The sequence below is a fragment of the Photobacterium damselae genome (assembly GCF_003026815.1).
Taxonomy (GTDB): Bacteria; Pseudomonadota; Gammaproteobacteria; order Enterobacterales; family Vibrionaceae; genus Photobacterium; species Photobacterium damselae.
Map to the genome: position 1 here is coordinate 186,558 of NZ_PYOG01000001.1, position 17,405 is coordinate 203,962.

Consider the following 17,405-nt stretch of genomic DNA (forward strand, 5'->3'; position numbering starts at 1 on the left):
CGCATACCTCACTAAACGCATAGTAAAAATTCCACGCGTTGCGAATCACTCTTAAACAGATTGTTAGGTGCTAATTGCCCGCACTAACTAGTTCAATCGTGCAGGTTGAACTGCTTGAACCAAAGCTTGTATATCGACATTGTTTAAACCACCTTTTTTTGCCTTATTGTTCAAATAAGTGCCAAACTTCTCGGTGACATAAATGTCGTCCATCCAGCGACGGAACTCACCCAACGCCTCAACAGGGTAAATCCATGCCATTGGATCTTTTTGGGGAAAATCTTCCGGAAATACGTGCAGGTGTTTTCGACGAAGACCGTATTTTTCATCAAAGCTATTACCACACCAATGCTTGCCCCATGCCATACCAACGCTTATATCTGGCATCGTATTACTGTCAAAAGGCATACCACCTCTAATACCGGAGATTACTAAGTTAGCAATCTCAGAGAAAGCACTGAAGTAACCTGACGGTAACTCGTTAAGTGTTATACGCTCGTGAAAAGTTTTCCAATATTGTGGCAGCGAGTCTTCAGGGTTGTAGCCTGTGCGTTCATAAATGAATGTACGAAGAGTTAGTTTGGCAAGACTACGATAATTACGTGTGGCCTGTTCCTGTGGTGTTTGAGACTCGAACGCATAGTATTCAAGTATTGCCATGCAATTGACATCGTTGATTGCATGGTAAGTCTTCCCATCGACGGTAATTGGAACATATAAACTACTTGGGTCGCCACCTTGATCCAGAATCAGCTGCTCAATAGCCTGACCACGAGGCTTAAAGCGCAAATCTGCTTCCCAATCTTTTACAAGAGTGATTATTACGCTTGGTGCGACACCACATAAGGCTGCCAAACCACGAGCACCAAGATACGGAGTGCCGTTGTTCATTACACCCATTTCAATGCCATCAGGAGCAGTATGTTTTACTGAAGATAGTTGAAGGTTGTATTGTTCCATTTAAAATCCTTGCGATTAGATACCCATTTTTTACATGGGGTCTTATATGCAAGAAAACAAGTATGAAGTACGATGTTTTTAGCACCTAACAGTATATTAATAAGCATTCTTACTTTCGCGCAAAAATACACGCATAAACAACCTTTATCATACTAGATATAATCTATATATATCATGAAGTTGATAACAATTTTTCACGCCTGACGCTCAATAAGAGGGTGTGATAAGTAAGAAATGTATTTAATCAGTCTTATTAAATACAAACTGAAATGTTAAATGATATAATTTTCAATTGATTATGATTCCACTTCTGTTTTTAACAAGAAATATTTCTTATTAAAAACAGAACTAAAGCGATAAAATCACCACGTTTCATTATAACTGTTCATATAAACAGTAAATAAAACTAATCCAAAACCACGTTAATAAAAAATGAATGAGTATTTGATCTAACAAGTTTTGGGGCAAAAACGAGTGAAGAAACGTTATCTACCTACGCTAGTGGGCTGGAAGTGAAGAGGCATTCCTCTTGCTCGCAGTTAAGAAGTAAGAATTTAAAGCCACTGAGATAACCACTACCACATAATGAAAGTTGGGGTGCAATATGAGAGTTGTACTCCCTGAAAGATACGATCAAAACTCAGTAGTTGTTCTAAAAATGATAGAAAGATAGGAATTCCAGCTCCACACTAGAAACAACAATATAGACATGAATCTGTTTCAAATATCGCTAATAATCATGAAATTTAGAGTTAGTTAAGTTTTATATAGAAAAGCTCATTTGGCTTAACACCAAATGAGCTTACATAACATTAAACTTTAACGTTTACTGATTTATGGTTGATGGGTCAAAAACTCTTGTATATGATGAATTTAATTTTTGTTTATTAGATAAACCAGTTTCTAACGATAAAGTATCACTATCAACAGTTAAGTATTTATCTTCAAAACTATTTTTTAATCTATCTCCATCCCATAACCATTTTTGCGTTAGCTTCAAGCTACAAGATTGCAGTTCTGATAAAGATTCGCCATCTAAGCATAATTTAGTATTAGTTGCGCTAACATATCGATTATATTGGTCATAAATAAATGACTGTGATTTACTATTAATATCACATTCAGCCGTCATTACTTTATTGTTGTTTTGGATATCGATACATTTATTATTAAAAGATGCTAACTGTAAATTTACCGGAGTTCCACCAGTAAATACAGGGTGCTCCCAATCAACAGTAAATGATATTGCCTTATTAACTCTACGAAGAGGCTGATCATCTACACCATAATAAGTCTGATGTGCACCAATTCCATAAAAATAGAACCACGATCTATTATATAGAGGCATAATGTTAACTGATGAATCTATAGTAAATTGAGTTTTTCCTGTTTCATTAGGAGATGCTTTGTATATAACATCAAGTTTAGGAACAAAACTCGCATAACTAAGCGGCTGAACTTTTTTTAGATTCGCAGGATAACCTTCCGACCATACAGGGTTTGTCCACTTATCTAACAGTGACTCTGAGTCAGGATACTGCTCTCTCGCCCAACGGAAAGAAACATTTTGGGCAGAAGTTGAATTTTTTTCAACTCTATAGTCTTGGGTATTAAAAGATAACGACTTAGATTGACTATAACTAGCATTAGCCTGAAGACTCGCTTTCGGGCCATCTTTACTAACTTCAGCACCACCAGTAACACCAATGGTGAATCCAGAAGATTCATTTATATTATAATTAGAATTAATATTCTCCCGAGGGAACGTTTTTAATATCTGAGCTTTTTTATTTGAAGTAGATATATCAAATAAATAATCTTGAGCAATAGCACTGGCTGACCACTCTCTAGCCCAACCAGATACCACCTGATAATTAGCCCAATAATATTTTTGCGTCAGTGTATCATTTAGATGTATACCGGCACCTGTCGTATTATCATCTAAGCTAATTCGAACTATTTTTGCATCAGGCGTTGCAATGCCATTAGTACCAAACGATAAAGAACGCTCTAATATAACTTGATAAATAAGTGAAATATTACCATTTTTACAGAAAGAACGACTTCCTCTATCCCAAATTAAAGAATTTCGGAAAGTACATTCCTGATCAGTTATTTCTTTATTAACATTAAGATAAAACGAAACATGGGGCAAAGAAATTGATTGATCACTAGTAGCGTTACCTGAACGTAAAGCTAAAGCCATTGGGTATTTAGAGATATCATTAGATCTGGCTTCATGATCTAGAACAGATACCATACGATCATTAGCATCTGCTATAGGAGTATACATTAGTTGATTTTTATAGCCTGTTACAACTATAAAATTACTATCAAATTTTACTCCCATTAAATCCTTAAATTTCTTTTGAAGCTTCTCTTTTTCTTCATTATTATCAAAAGAAAGATCAAAGATATATTGTTTATCATTATATATGATATCTTCTAATATACGGTTGTAAGTTGATATTTCCTCCTGCTTCATATTTACATATACAATACGATCTGGATTTTGCACACTGCTTAATATTGATATAACGTCTGCGCCCGTAGAATAATTATCAACATCAGCTATAGCGCTGGCAGATAAGCTACTAAGACCTAAAAGTATACAACTATATAGTTTTCTAATTTTCATAATATCCCCATATAAACATTTGCGTTACAATATATTTTTTAATAATTAAATATTTTTGTTATAATACTTACACTCTCATGTCAAATAACGTATTTAAACCATCGTTTTTTAACTATTTACTCCAGAGAATAAATCCTTTCTTATCTCTATATAACTGATTAGACCCTCCCTAACTCTTCGTGACGTTATCCAATTTTAAAAATAATATCTCCTCTCTGCTCAGAATTTGTAATTCGATATTACTTTTTTACTATTGAGATCTTATTTGTTTTTCATACTCTAATGAGTAATAAGTTAATAATATAATTAGAACAAAGGTAGTTAGTGTGTAGGTTGGAGTGAGGGCTGCTATAACCAAGATTTAAATGAATAACATGAGTAGACATGACAGTCCGAACTATCATTGATGCAAAAAATAGCGAGATAATACAAGTATTGAGTAAGCTTGACATATAATCACCTCACAGCACATGATAATGATAATGATAATGATAATGATAATGATAATGATAATGATTCACATTACAGTAACGGATGAGCTTATTCTATCTAATATTTGTCGTGATTATGTCAGGTTTTATCATACCTTATTGGTATCCCTGCCTAAACTGATGAAGGACTCCCATTACTAGAGCGCACCGCAATGTATCATTCTAGCCGTTGGGGTAACTACTATCACGTAATGAAAATAAAGCAGCAATACAAATAAAACACACCTTGCAAGATAATTTCAAAACGCAGAAATGCAAAAAGCCGCTGAGCATAAACTCAGCGGCTTTTCTAAATATGGCGGAGAGATAGGGATTTGAACCCTAGATACGCTACAAACGTATGCCGGTTTTCAAGACCGGTGCTTTCAACCACTCAGCCATCTCTCCGTTTTGTTCTTCTCGTAAGAAGTTATGGCGGTGAAGGAGGGATTCGAACCCTCGATACGTTGCCGTATACACACTTTCCAGGCGTGCTCCTTCAGCCACTCGGACACCTCACCACATTGTTGCCATCACAGCTTTACCGTGACAACGGAGACGTAATTTAAAGATTTAGAGCCATGGGGTCAAGGCTTTTTCTTTTATTTTCTTTTAGTTGCAGAGGATTAGATCAATTCGCTTTAATCTTACCCTCCCCGTATGCAGTGACCTATTAACGGTGCGCAAAAATAGTGCTAATTCCTTAACAAATCTATGATTTAACGTTAATCTAACAAGTCAGGTAGAGAATAAGAAAAGGTAGCTTTATGCTTGGTAGACGACTGTTTGTCTTAGTTTGTTTGATGTTCACAATGTTAGTGACGACCCCTGCGCACGCTAATGAGAATGAACAAACATTAAATGACAAAATTGAGTACCTCAATAAGCAGCCACAAACTCCCGAGACCATAAAAGAGCTTGATATCTACTTACAAGCACAAAACCAAGTTGCTAAAGCAAAAGAGTTTAATCGTCTTACCAAGCAATATGACGACCTTATAGATACCTTTCCCAAACAAGTTGCAGCACTACAAAATAAAATTGATGCCTTCTCTACTAGTGAATTTCCAGAATTTAATCAATGGGACAAAGAACAGCTGACCCTCGAAATTGCAGAACAAGATAATCTTTTACTGCAACTCGAAAGCTCACGTAACGCCCATAAAAATATCTTATTAGAAATCGAACGAGGTATTGATAACTTTACGGCTCAGTCAGATCGCCTGCGTCGCCAACTAAAATCAACCGAATTAGATCTGCAACAAGCTCGTCGTATTAACGATACGAATGCCCTACTTTTGCTTCAAATCAACGAGCAGTATCTCAATAGCTACTTAAATATGCTAGAAGCAGAACAGCTTAGTTCAGGTAATCGCCGTACTTTAGCCAAGCTCCAAGTTCAATACGACAATCAAGAAATTGAAGCGCGCCAAGCGTACCGAAACAATCTTCAAAGTACCTTAAATCGTGTATTGCGAATGGCCAGTAGCGACAACCAAGAGACAGGGACAGAGCTTGAAGAATCCATGAGTGATCAGCCCTTGGTCATTCAACAGTTACTTCAAGCTAATCAGCGTCTTTCAGGGGAGTTGAATAACCTCAACTACCAAAACGAACAAACGCAGCAACAAGCGGTCACCGCCAATAAACAAATTAGCGAAGTAACCAAAACTGCAGACGATCTAAATGCGATGACCGACTTGCTAAAACTAAGCCCAGCATTTAGTGAAAGCATGCGTAACCGAATTAAAGGGCTACCAAGCAATCCCCCAATTGAAGCGTTAGATAACAGTATTGGTCGCAATCAGCTGAAAAAATACGAATATCAACAACAAGTGGATTCTTTATCTCAACGTCAAAAGCACATTACCAGTTCAGGACTTACCCCAGAACAACAAGTGATGGCAAAAGAGCTCAGTGATGCGAACATCGGTTTATACAACGACTTAATTGCTGCTTCAGAATCCCTTATCTATCAGCAGGCCGTACTAAAAGTTGCTTATGATAAGTTGAATACCAAATTGACCGACCTAAAAAATCTTGCGGCTAAACGTCTATTTTGGGCGCCTGACACAAACCCTCTCAGTATTAATTTACTCATCGATACATGGGAAAAGCTAAAGTGGTTCTTTTCACCATCTCAGTGGATCAATTTACTCAAAGCGCCAATGGTCATAAACCACTTCATTTTACTGACTATCATCGTTGTAAGTGGACTGCTGATCAGCGGCCAGATTTGGGCTCGTAAACGTTGGAAGAAATACTTAGAAAAGACCAGCGCCAAGATTGGCCGAGTGACTATGGACAAGTTCCGTTACAGTTATATTAATGTCTTCGTCGCCTTCTGCTTTGCGTGGGTCATACCACTGGTGATCACCCTATTTGGCTATGGATTACAAGAAGCATGGCAATATCCATTTGTCCATCATCTTGGCCAAGCTATTGTCTACCCTATGGCATTAGTCGTCTTTTTCTTTATTAGAGAATTGGTACGAAAAAATGGCCTTTTCATCAGTCATTTTGGCTGGGATGACTTTGTCGTAAACCCAACGTTTGCCCATTATCGTCGCTTATTATGGATTTACATTCCCATGATGGTGATTCAAAACTTTGCACTCAATTACAGTGATATCGAAGTCAATGGCACCCTGGGGAGACTGGCATTTATTATCAGTAACTGTGCTTTAAGTTATTTCCACTATCGTATGTGGCAACAAAAACTACCAATGACCTATGGTGATGTTCCTGAAGGCAAAGCGCATTTAGGTCATCATCTGTTTTGGTGGACGTTAATCTTAGTCCCACAAATTCTAAACTATAGCGCACTAAACGGTTACTTAGGTTCCTCTCAAGCCATTATGCTGCGCATGGAACAATCGGCCGTACTTGGCGTTGTAACCATGCTGATTTATTACTTATGTAAACGCTTAATGTTGATCCAAAAACGCCGTCTTGCTTTTGAACGAGCGAAAGCCAAGCGTCAAGAGATCATTGCGCAGCGTCAGGCAGAAGTACAAGGTGATAAAGAAGAAAACTTCAGTACCAGCGAAATCAATATTGAGATTGAAGAGCCTGAAATTGACTTAGATAAAATCAGTGCGCAATCGTTGCGTTTACTGCGCTCGTTACTGCTACTGATTTATCTGGCAATGATGGCGTGGTTACTTTCAGATCTCTATCTGGCCACCAGCTCGCTACAAAACGTTACGCTGTGGGATGTAACCAGTAAGATTAATGGTATTGATCAGCTGAGTGCGATTACCTTAAACAGTGTGTTGCTCGCGGTACTAACATTTGGTTTAACCACCATTTTAGCGCGAGATTTACCCGCAGCGATGGAACTGTTGATCTTACAACACTTGGATTTACGTCCAGGAACCGGTTATGCCATCACCTCCCTTACCCGTTATTTTGCGATATTTATCGGTATCATTGTTGGCTCTGGTCTGATTGGTTTTGACTGGAGCAAAATGCAATGGCTTGTCGCCGCCCTCGGTGTGGGTATTGGTTTTGGTATGCAGGAGATTTTCGCTAACTTTATTTCTGGCCTTATCATCTTATTTGAAAAGCCAATTCGAATTGGAGATACCGTTACTATTCGTGATCTCACTGGCATGGTGACAAAAATTCAGACCAGAGCCACCACCATTGTCGATTGGGATCGTAAAGAAGTGATCATGCCTAACAAAGCTTTTGTTACCGAGCAATTTGTTAACTGGTCGCTCAGTGATTCTATTACCCGCGTCAAACTCTTTATCAATGTTGAGTATGTCGCTGACCCTGAATTGGTCACTCAATTACTGTTTGATGCCGCCCATGAATGCCGTTTGGTTTTGGATGACCCAGCTCCTGAGGTCTTTTTCTTAGGGCTCGATGCCAACTGTCAACGTTTTGAGGTTCGTGCTTACGCCGCAGAAACCGGACACCGCTTAAGCTTGACCCATGACTTACACTGCCGCATTAAGAATAAGTTTATGGATCACAGTATTATGATTGCTCACCCACAACTTGAAGTGACCATGAAAAAACAAGAACTGCATCCAATGCGAAAGAGTTTCCGCTCACGTAAGGCTTAAACAAAAAGGCTTGAAGCTGATCATTCACTTCAAGCCTTTATTTTTATCGAGTTTCTTATTACAGCTTTACCACAAAATACGATTGTAGCTATTCAGTAATAGGCAGAACCTGCTTCACGTATTGACCTGGCGCACTATCGATTACTGGATAGTTTTCAGATCCTGGCGAATAAGGCTCGACTTGCTCTTGACGATTATGCTGCGATAACCACTGATCCCAGTGAGTCCACCAAGACCCTTCTGCATATTCGGCATTGGTTAACCACTCATCGGCAGAATCATCTAGATTATCGTTGGTCCAATAACCGTATTTGTTCTTATTGGGTGGATTAACAATACCCGCAACATGACCAGATGCACCAAGAACAAAGGTTTTATTCCCCCCTGTTAGCAGAGCACCACGATAAGTCCCTTGCCACAGCGCAATATGGTCTTCTTTGGTTGAGATAAAGTAGCTTGGAATTTTGATCTTATTCAGATCCATCCATACCCCATCAATCTTCACCCCTTTATCTTGGATTAATTTGTTCTCCAGATAAAAATCTCGTAAGAGGAAATTATGACAAGGTCCCGCCACATTGGTACTGTCGCTGTTCCAATATAAAAGGTCAAAATCAACCGGACTCTTACCTTTTAAATAGTTATCGACATAGTAGTTCCAATAAAGGCTATTCTCGCGCAACATACTAAAGGTCACACTTAAACTGCGACCATCCATATATCCCTTAACCTTGTTTTGCTGCTCTATGGCTGACACCACGGTATCATTAACAAAAGCACCTATTTCACCCGGTTGAGAAAAATCTAAAATGGTCGTGAAAAATGACGCTGATTTAATGCGTTTTTTCATTCGTTTAGCGGCATAATAAGCCACGGTACAAGCCAGCAAAGTGCCACCGATACAGTAACCTGCGGCGTTAACCTGCTGTTGTCCTGTGATATCTTCAATTGCACTAACGGCTTTAACCACCCCATCGGTAATGTAGTCACCAAACTCGGTATCCGCTTGAGCTTTACCGGGATTTCGCCACGACATCATAAAGACCGAATGACCTTGCTCTAACAGCCAACGAACCATGGAGTTCTTTGCGGTTAAATCAAGGATATAGTACTTATTAATAAAAGGCGGAACGATCAACAACGGGGTCGTATGAACTTTCTCGGTTAAAGGTCGATATTGAATTAACTCAAACAGATCATTTCGATACACCACATCCCCTTCGGTTGTTGCAATATCATCACCGATGCGAAATGCGTTATTGTTGGTCATCCGGACTTTTAAAATATCAGCACTCGATTCAATATCCTCTTTAAACTTCTCCAGTCCTGCAATGAGGTTTTCACCATTTTGCTCAAGGGTCATCTTAAGCAATTCAGGATTGGTTGCGATAAAGTTTGATGGAGAAAGTGCATTAATGGCCTGACGAGAGAAAAAGCTAATACGTTCTTTTGTCTTCTCATCAACCCCTTCAATAGAATCAATCGTGTCTTGATAGGTTTTACTAAATAGCAAATATGACTGTTTAATAAAGTTATAAAGAAGTTCGTTTTGCCACGCTTCATTGGCAAAACGTTTATCTCCAAGTTCAGCTTCAACCACAGATTTAGATGGATCACTGAGCACCAGATTCTGCCAAATTTGCAGTTGCTGCTCCCACCAATGAGTCTGAACCTTTAACATTGCTGCTGGTTGATTTGCAGCTTGTTCGAAGAATTTTGCGGTATCTTCAAAATTCACTTCTTGCATTGCTTTATTAAGAGGGGAATTTACGGCTGCCTTGTTGGCTTCAAAATCGTGCCACCACTGTTGATTGGTCTCTTGGAGCTTCACAAGGTAGTCCGAGAAGAAGTTTTGGTACATGGGAAAAACTCCTGTAATCGGAAAGCGCCACCGGTCACTGGCGGCGCTGATAAGAGCTATTAAGCTGGAGTCACCGTTTTTAGATTCTCGGATGAGAGCTTTTCCAAATCTTCTTTAAACTCTTTAGCAATAGATTGAAGCTTGTTGCTGTCTTCTACCATTTGCTGGGATAATTTTGTCAAAACCGCCATTTGCTGACTGTTATAAGCTGCAAGAGATGTCACATCACGGATCTCACCTACCGATTTCATTTGCTCAATACCCATCTCACTGTAGGTGCGTATTGCATTTAATTGAAGCTCAGTGAGTACCTCAACATTCTTAGTCATAAGCTTGTTGAATTTCACATAAGGTTGAAGTGTTTTTTCAGTTTGATCAGTAAACGTCTTAAAAAAATCACTGTACATTTGCTATCTCCTTGTAAAGGACAGTTAATTATTAAATAAAAGAATTACATTGCTTTGATGACAATTGCGGTTCCCATACCACCACCAACACAGAGCGATGCCACTCCATATCGGCCGCGTTGTTTTTTCAATTCATGGGTCAAGGTGACCAAAATTCGGTTACCCGAAGCCCCTAATGGATGACCGAGTGCGATTGCCCCACCATTTAGGTTTGCTTTGGCAATAATATCGCTAGCTTCCACCTGATGTTTTTCAGCTAACTGATACACCACACCAAGAGCTTGAGCGGCAAAGGCTTCATTGAGCTCAAATACGGCGATATCTGATAAATTCAATTCGGCTTGTGCCAAAGCTTTGGTCACCGCTTCAACAGGTCCTAACCCCATAATTTCTGGCTCAAGTCCAGACTGGGCATATCCGACAATTTCAGCGAGTGGAATAAGATTATGTGCTTTTAATGCAGACTCAGAAGCGAGAATAACGGCACTGGCACCATCATTAATTCCAGATGCGTTACCTGCGGTGACAGACCCTTCACGATCAAAAGCTGGTCGTAAACTGGCGAGCGCATCTAAAGACGCATTGGCTTTTGGATATTCATCGGTTGAAAAGGTGATCGTTCCTTTACGTTGTTGAATCTCAAGAGGAACAATCTCATCTTCAAATTTACCCATTTCAATTGCAGCTACGGCTTTTTGCTGACTGGCAAGGGCAAATTCATCTTGTTCTTGGCGGGAGATATCTAACTGCTTAGCAATATTTTCTGCAGTAACTCCCATATGGCATTGGTTATAAACATCGGTTAAGCCATCAGCAATCAAGAGATCGGTTAAAGTGAGATTTCCCATCTTTTGACCATCACGCACTTTGCTTGGCACAATAAACGGGATCTGGGACATAATTTCGACCCCAGCTGCAACCACCACCTTTGCATCACCACTACGAATATGAGAAACGCCATCCATGACTGTCTTCATTCCGCTGCCGCATACCATATTAAGACTATAAGCAGGCACTGTAGCCGGAATTCCAGCCCACAATGAAGCTTGGCGGCCTACCCCCATCCCTTGTCCAGCACCAACCACATTACCAACAATCACTTCATCGACTTGAGCGCCATTGATATTTGCCGCATCTAATGCACCTTTAATCACTTCTGCAGCAATTTTCCCTGCCGCTTGATCTTTTAATGTGCCGCCAAATGCGCCAATCGCCGAACGTTTTGCTGCAACAATAAATACTCTTTCCATGATGATTTTCCCTTTATTGCATGTATAAGCCGCCGTTAACAGACAGTGTTTCCCCTGTAATGTATGCGCCTGCATCACTGGCAAGGAAACTGACTGATTTGGCGATTTCTTCTGGTTCGGCAAGACGTTTCATAGGAATTTCACCTTTGATCGCATCTAAAATCTCTGGTTTGATTTTTTGAACCATTGGCGTTGCGGTATAGCCAGGGGCTACGACGTTCACGGTCACACCACTGCGCGCACCTTCTGCTGCCAGAGCTTTAGAAAAACCGATCATGCCTGCTTTTGCTGCTGAATAATTTGCCTGTCCAAATTGACCTTTTAAGGCATTAACGGAAGAGATATTAATTACTCGTCCATTCCCCTTTTCACACATAGCGGCAAAGAGTGGATGAGTAACATTAAATAAGCTGTTTAGGTTGGCATTGATGACGTCATACCAAGCCTCTGCCGACATCTTTTTAAATACAGAATCACGGGTAATTCCGGCATTATTGACTAAAACATCGATGGTACCTTCTTCTTCCAGCAATGCGGTTAAACGCTCTTGGCACTGCTGCGTATTCGTTACATCCAATTCGAGTAAACGCACTTGTTGCTCAGTAAAACCGCACTCCTTGAACCACTTTAAGGCACATTCATGCTTACCCGTAAAATAGGTTGCAATCACACGATAACCATCGTTAACAAGCTGACATGAAATTGCAGAACCAATACCGCCTTTTGCACCTGTGATCAAAGCCAATTTACTCATTTAAGACTCCATTCTTTAATAACAACCAGACCAAACAACCGTTGGCCTTCTGCATTTGACTGTTATTTAACCTAATGCATACACATTACATTGCAATGACTGTATTAAACTATTTTCATAATATTGATCCTTATCTCAATACACTCATCGGATGTGAACAAGATAAACATTACGAAATGGTATATATGTATCGAATAAAAATGCCCTTCCCGTCATATATTTGACGATTAAATAAACAGATTAGGTAGATAGTTCTAAAAAAGAAAAGGCCAGATCGTGATGATCTGGCCTTACGAATTCAAAAATAGTTGAATGGAAACAGCGGGGAAAATTAAGCTTGTTGCTGTGCGTATCCGGTAACTTTAAACCAACGACGACACATATCTAAAAACTGTCCATAAGCGATACCTAATACCCCAGAAACCAAGGCATTACTTGCAACCGCGGTGATAATCTGATTCATGTCGGCCCCAACCACCAGCAATATCAACGCATAAACTGGGGACTGAAACAGCACATAAGCAACCATATCTGATGCGCCTTTCATCCACTTACGCTCAGATAAACGGTGGCCTTGGCGAATAACATAATCACGAAAGACACCATAAGGCCAAGCGATAGCAATATTCACCGGAATCGATAAGGTTCGAGAAGCCAACGATTGCTGAAATGTCATACCTGAGATAAATATTTCAATTGCCATACCAGCAACAAAACTGAACACAACCATGGCAAACATATCAACTGCCGCACTCTTAAAATTAAATTGCCCTTTAACAGCCATAGACAACACCTCAAACAACTAGCAAATAAGCCCAATAAATAGAATAAATAAAGCGATTATCACCAGCCATTAACTAACTTGGCAGTTGATTGTTGTATTAGAACAGCTTTTTTATAAAATATCTCACCAAAGATTTAACTCAGTTGTGAATTAATCGCTACTTTCAGATTAAAAACTAGTTACTTTCGCTACCATTTTTTAAAAATACAGTAATAACAAGATGATAAACAACATGTTACCAAGAAAAAACGGGTAGAGACACGCTCTACCCGATTCAATTTTGTGATTTTTAGCACGTTGTCTGATTTATGCTTAACTAGCCATAATAATTTGCTGTTTTATACCTGTTTGACCCGGAATTTTGATGGTTAATGCGATAATTAATGACACCACTAACAAAGCAAACATTAAGTAGAATGTCGCGATAAAGCCACCAAATACAGACGCAACAATTGAGCCGACAAAACTACCAATACCGAAGCCTAAATAAATCAAACCATAGTTTTTTGCGAGATTATTAAGACCGAAAAAGTCACTAACTAATGATGGGAATACCGTAATCGTACCACCAAAGCTAAAGGCTATACACGCAACCGCCACATAGAAAGAGAGCATAGATTGGTGAGCAAATAGAAGTGAGCAAACACCAACAAGACATACTGCTAAAGCAATCGCAATGACTTTAGTACGAGCAATACGATCAGATAAGATACCCAAGACTAAGCGACCACTTAGGTTAGCAACGGCAATAATAGCGACCGCAGATGCCGCCGTTGTGACAGATAAGTGTACATAGTCTTGACCGATATCCTTTGCAACACCAATAACATATAAGCCACTCATACAAACAGTTAAGAATACTAGGGCTAGCAACCAAAATTGAGAACACTTCATCGCTTCAGCCAAGGTATAATCACGCTGCTCTGCACTATTGTTAGCACTTACTTGCTGCTTAGGAGCATCTGTCATCATCAGACCACCAATAATCACCATAACCATAGCAATTGCGCCCCACACATCGAAAGTCATATCAAGACCCATGTGAGTGAGTAAGTACATATTGATGTATTTAAAGCCAAGACTACCTAGACCGTAAGCACCAATTGCACAGGCAGAGGCCAATCCTTTACGTTCGGGAAAAAACTTCACACAATTAGAGAGGGTTAATAGGTAGCCAGTACCATCAGCAAAACCAACCAGTAATCCTGCAAAAACATACAGCAAAATCAGGTTGGAAGCGTGTGCAGTTAGCAATAAGCTTGCACCCAGTAATAAGCCTGCGCCAATTGTGACTTTACGAACACCAAAACGTTCTTGTAATTTGCCGGATAGAGAAGATGCAACAGCAAGTGCTAAACTCAAGATACCAAATGAGAACGCAACGCGGTTAACAGGTTCTGATAACTTATCTGCTAATGGTGAATTAAACAGACTCCAAGTATAGACCGAACCCAAAGCAAACTGGGTAATTATGGTGCCAATCAAAGTAAAGATACGGCTCTGTTTGGTGATCGCACTTGCCATAATAAGCATCTCCAACATCAATAAAAATCAAGCGATTAACTCGCTGCTCTAAAGATGAGATTAAGCTTATTTATGGCTGTCGCAAGAGGTTGAAATCAATAAAACCTGAGCTGCATTGGGGTTGGAATGAAATGCAAAATAGCCGCATGAAATGCAGAGTTTGCGCGAGATCAAAGTTCAAAATCGCGCATATTTTCAACAAAACCAGAAGTGGCCTTCTGCATTAGTCACTATAAAATGGGTTATCAGTTACAAGTTCATTAGCTGACGAAACGTTTTAATATTACTACGACTGACCGGGATCTCCCCTTCTACATCACGTAATTTCAGTAGATAAGTGCTGTTTACCCAGGGGATGATTTCGCAGATTTTACTGGTATTAACAATATAAGAGCGGTGACTGCGATAAAATTGATCTTGGGGCAAGCGGGTCATTAAGTCACTAATAGTATATGGCACAATATAAAGGCCCGATGCAGTACAAACCTCAGTGATTTTCTCTTTGGCTACCGCATAATATATATCTTTAATGGGTGTGACATAAATGCGGTTATCACGGGTTAAATTTAATGATGTTGTGACTTTTTCATTGGCAACAGGGATGTCGTTGTTTATCGATTCCAGTTTCTGCAACAAGCCTTTGACCCGAGTTTCACTAATAGGCTTAAGCAAATAATCAAACGCTTCGAGTTCAAATGCATCTACTGCATATTCTTTATAAGCTGTAGTAAACACGATATGGGGCTTATGTTGAAATTGATGAATATTACGCGCCAATAACATGCCATCAATAGAGGGTATATTAATATCTAAAAAGACAATATCGACCTTATGGCTTTGTAAATATTTAAAGGCTTCAAGACCATCATCAAAGCTGGCTACCACATCGATTTGACTGTGGGTGGAAATCAAATACTGCAACTCTTCACGAGCTAGGTACTCATCTTCAACAATTAATGCTTTTAACATTGTTCTTTCCCTTCTCGCTTAATGAATAATAAAAGACATTTTAGTGCCATGCTTATCAGAGACAATCTCTAATCCTTCACCATATAACAGTAGCAATCGCTGGTGGACATTCTGCAAACCAATTCGGTGACTCTCCATGTTACCGTTACGCAATTTGGTGATAACCTCAGGTTTAATACCTACCCCGGTATCTTCTATGGTGACCTGAACTTCATCGGTAAGTAAGCGCTTAACCAGAATAGACACTTGTCCTGGTTTGGCTGAAGGCTGAATTCCATGCAAAATGGCATTTTCCACTAACGGTTGTAGAAGCAGTGCCGGAATTTTATTGTGAACATCATCAATATCAAAATTCACACTCAGTTTATTACCAAAACGAGCTTGCTCTATCGCTACATAGTCTTTCACTTGTTGCAGCTCTTCTTGAATATCGATCAATTCATCGGTGTGATCTAGGTTGTAGCGTAAAAAATCGGCTAAGTTAGCAATCAATTCACGAGCTTGATCTGGACGAATTCGCACTAAAGTAGAAATGGCATTAAGCGCATTAAACAGAAAATGAGGGTTTATCTTACTTTGTAAGGCTGAAAATTCCGCTTTGCTCGCCATAGTTCGCAGTTGATCAATACGGGAGACTTCCATTTGCGTCGAGATCAATTGTGATAGACCAATAGCCATTTCTCGTAATGACGGTTTAACCTGATTCGGCTGGCGATAAAAGATTTTCAGCGTCCCGGTTACTTCCCCATTTTCACACAAAGGTATAATCAACAAAGAGTGAAAATTGTGAATATTGAGATTGTTACTGATAATTTGCTGACCTGTCGTCACGGCTTGCTGGGTCATGGTGCTGATCTTATGATAGGCATCTAAGTAATTTTCTTCCCCTATTCCGACATACGCGAGAACATCTTGAGTATCGGTAATAGAGACCGCATCAGCCTCTGTTTCATGGCGAATGATATTACATACCGCCATCAAAGATTCACGATTGCTTTTACGAAAATACGGCAAGGTTTTATTGGCAATATCAAGTGCCAGTTTGGCTTGTCTTGCAGCAACCAGGTCTTTCTCTTCATCAAGATCTTGCACCAGCTTAATGATAAGACCAATACATAAGGTCCCGGTAATCATTGGAAAGCTAATGTGTGACACTATGGTATAGGCTTGGGAGTCATTATTAGATAACACCACAATTAAGGTCATGGTTAACGCTTCACACACCATACCCGCTAAAATGCCTAACTTTGCATAATGCTTAGGGGCACACTTTTTATGTATCCATGTAGCTAATAAGCCTGCGATAACACTCGTGATTAAACATGCTACCGAAGTTGGACCATCAATATCGATCAAATAGCGGTGAATACCTGCAATAATGCCCGCTGGAATGCCAATCCAAGGGCCAAAAATAATTCCGCCAGAGATAACCGCAATAATACGAACGTTAACCAAAGAGCCATCAACTTTGACTCCAGTATAAGTACTGAAGACCGCAAAAAGGATAAACAACAAAGAGATCATTGCCGTTTCTATTGGTCGACGATGTTTTTTCTTAACAATATCTTGGAATAGCGGTGTTCGAGTGAGGAGAAAAAGGGCCATGAGCATTAAGGCGGCGCGCTCAAACACCGCCAATAGCATCATTAGTTGTTCACTGTACACGTTATTCCCTCACTTACATTGAATATTTAGTGAGGGAATTGTACTAA

11 protein-coding genes and 2 tRNA genes are annotated in these 17,405 nt (G+C 39.6%); 1 reads left to right on the top strand and 12 read right to left on the bottom strand.

What is annotated here, in order from left to right; all coding sequences use genetic code 11:
• Positions 1-87: 87 nt before the first annotated feature.
• The 4 genes from CTN07_RS00815 to CTN07_RS00830 all read right to left on the bottom strand — a co-directional run bounded on the left by CTN07_RS00815 (position 88) and on the right by CTN07_RS00830 (position 4,589).
• A complete protein-coding gene (locus tag CTN07_RS00815; RefSeq protein WP_005300056.1) occupies positions 88-960 on the bottom strand; it encodes a BstA C-terminal domain-containing protein in 873 nt (290 codons plus the stop codon).
• A gap of 826 nt (positions 961-1,786) precedes the next feature.
• Positions 1,787-3,598, bottom strand: coding sequence for a leukocidin family pore-forming toxin (locus CTN07_RS00820; RefSeq protein ID WP_005300058.1), 1,812 nt, complete (start codon positions 3,596-3,598; stop codon positions 1,787-1,789).
• Between the two features lie 787 nt (positions 3,599-4,385).
• Positions 4,386-4,476, bottom strand: a tRNA-Ser gene (locus CTN07_RS00825).
• 25 nt (positions 4,477-4,501) lie between these two features.
• A tRNA-Ser gene (locus tag CTN07_RS00830) sits at positions 4,502-4,589 on the bottom strand.
• Positions 4,590-4,835: 246 nt separating this feature from the next.
• Between CTN07_RS00830 and mscM the strand changes: the two genes are divergently transcribed.
• Positions 4,836-8,144, top strand: coding sequence for a miniconductance mechanosensitive channel MscM (mscM, locus tag CTN07_RS00835; RefSeq protein WP_005300059.1), 3,309 nt, complete (start codon positions 4,836-4,838; stop codon positions 8,142-8,144).
• An 88-nt stretch (positions 8,145-8,232) separates the two neighbouring features.
• Here mscM and phaC read toward each other — a convergent pair whose 3' ends face one another.
• The 8 genes from phaC to CTN07_RS00875 form a co-directional block, all read right to left on the bottom strand.
• Complete coding sequence (gene phaC / locus CTN07_RS00840) at positions 8,233-10,005, bottom strand: class I poly(R)-hydroxyalkanoic acid synthase (RefSeq protein ID WP_005300061.1); 1,773 nt, start codon at positions 10,003-10,005, stop codon at positions 8,233-8,235.
• A gap of 59 nt (positions 10,006-10,064) precedes the next feature.
• A complete protein-coding gene (locus tag CTN07_RS00845) occupies positions 10,065-10,412 on the bottom strand; it encodes a phasin family protein (RefSeq protein ID WP_036764108.1) in 348 nt (115 codons plus the stop codon).
• Between the two features lie 44 nt (positions 10,413-10,456).
• Positions 10,457-11,662 carry an acetyl-CoA C-acetyltransferase gene (locus tag CTN07_RS00850; RefSeq protein ID WP_005300066.1) on the bottom strand — a complete coding sequence of 402 codons (1,206 nt, stop codon included), beginning with the start codon at positions 11,660-11,662 and terminating at the stop codon, positions 10,457-10,459.
• 13 nt (positions 11,663-11,675) lie between these two features.
• Positions 11,676-12,416 (bottom strand): SDR family oxidoreductase, encoded by a 741-nt coding sequence (locus tag CTN07_RS00855; protein ID WP_005300068.1) that lies wholly within the window; start codon positions 12,414-12,416, stop codon positions 11,676-11,678.
• A gap of 331 nt (positions 12,417-12,747) precedes the next feature.
• Positions 12,748-13,200, bottom strand: coding sequence for an L-alanine exporter AlaE (locus tag CTN07_RS00860; RefSeq protein WP_036764111.1), 453 nt, complete (start codon positions 13,198-13,200; stop codon positions 12,748-12,750).
• A gap of 312 nt (positions 13,201-13,512) precedes the next feature.
• Positions 13,513-14,724: an L-lactate MFS transporter gene (locus CTN07_RS00865; protein WP_005300070.1), complete on the bottom strand. Its 1,212-nt coding sequence runs from the start codon at positions 14,722-14,724 to the stop codon at positions 13,513-13,515.
• 249 nt (positions 14,725-14,973) lie between these two features.
• A complete protein-coding gene (locus CTN07_RS00870; RefSeq protein WP_005300072.1) occupies positions 14,974-15,693 on the bottom strand; it encodes a LytR/AlgR family response regulator transcription factor in 720 nt (239 codons plus the stop codon).
• A gap of 18 nt (positions 15,694-15,711) precedes the next feature.
• The gene (locus tag CTN07_RS00875; protein WP_036765092.1) at positions 15,712-17,340 is read right to left on the bottom strand and encodes a LytS/YhcK type 5TM receptor domain-containing protein; all 1,629 of its coding nucleotides are present in this window, start codon (positions 17,338-17,340) and stop codon (positions 15,712-15,714) included.
• Positions 17,341-17,405: the final 65 nt, after the last annotated feature.

Coding starts and splice junctions, on each gene's coding strand:
- CTN07_RS00815 (WP_005300056.1), bottom strand. CDS start 960: ATGGAACAATACAACCTTCAACTATCTTCAGTAAAACATACTGCTCCT.
- CTN07_RS00820 (WP_005300058.1), bottom strand. CDS start 3,598: ATGAAAATTAGAAAACTATATAGTTGTATACTTTTAGGTCTTAGTAGC.
- mscM (WP_005300059.1), top strand. CDS start 4,836: ATGCTTGGTAGACGACTGTTTGTCTTAGTTTGTTTGATGTTCACAATG.
- phaC (WP_005300061.1), bottom strand. CDS start 10,005: ATGTACCAAAACTTCTTCTCGGACTACCTTGTGAAGCTCCAAGAGACC.
- CTN07_RS00845 (WP_036764108.1), bottom strand. CDS start 10,412: ATGTACAGTGATTTTTTTAAGACGTTTACTGATCAAACTGAAAAAACA.
- CTN07_RS00850 (WP_005300066.1), bottom strand. CDS start 11,662: ATGGAAAGAGTATTTATTGTTGCAGCAAAACGTTCGGCGATTGGCGCA.
- CTN07_RS00855 (WP_005300068.1), bottom strand. CDS start 12,416: ATGAGTAAATTGGCTTTGATCACAGGTGCAAAAGGCGGTATTGGTTCT.
- CTN07_RS00860 (WP_036764111.1), bottom strand. CDS start 13,200: ATGGCTGTTAAAGGGCAATTTAATTTTAAGAGTGCGGCAGTTGATATG.
- CTN07_RS00865 (WP_005300070.1), bottom strand. CDS start 14,724: ATGGCAAGTGCGATCACCAAACAGAGCCGTATCTTTACTTTGATTGGC.
- CTN07_RS00870 (WP_005300072.1), bottom strand. CDS start 15,693: ATGTTAAAAGCATTAATTGTTGAAGATGAGTACCTAGCTCGTGAAGAG.
- CTN07_RS00875 (WP_036765092.1), bottom strand. CDS start 17,340: ATGATGCTATTGGCGGTGTTTGAGCGCGCCGCCTTAATGCTCATGGCC.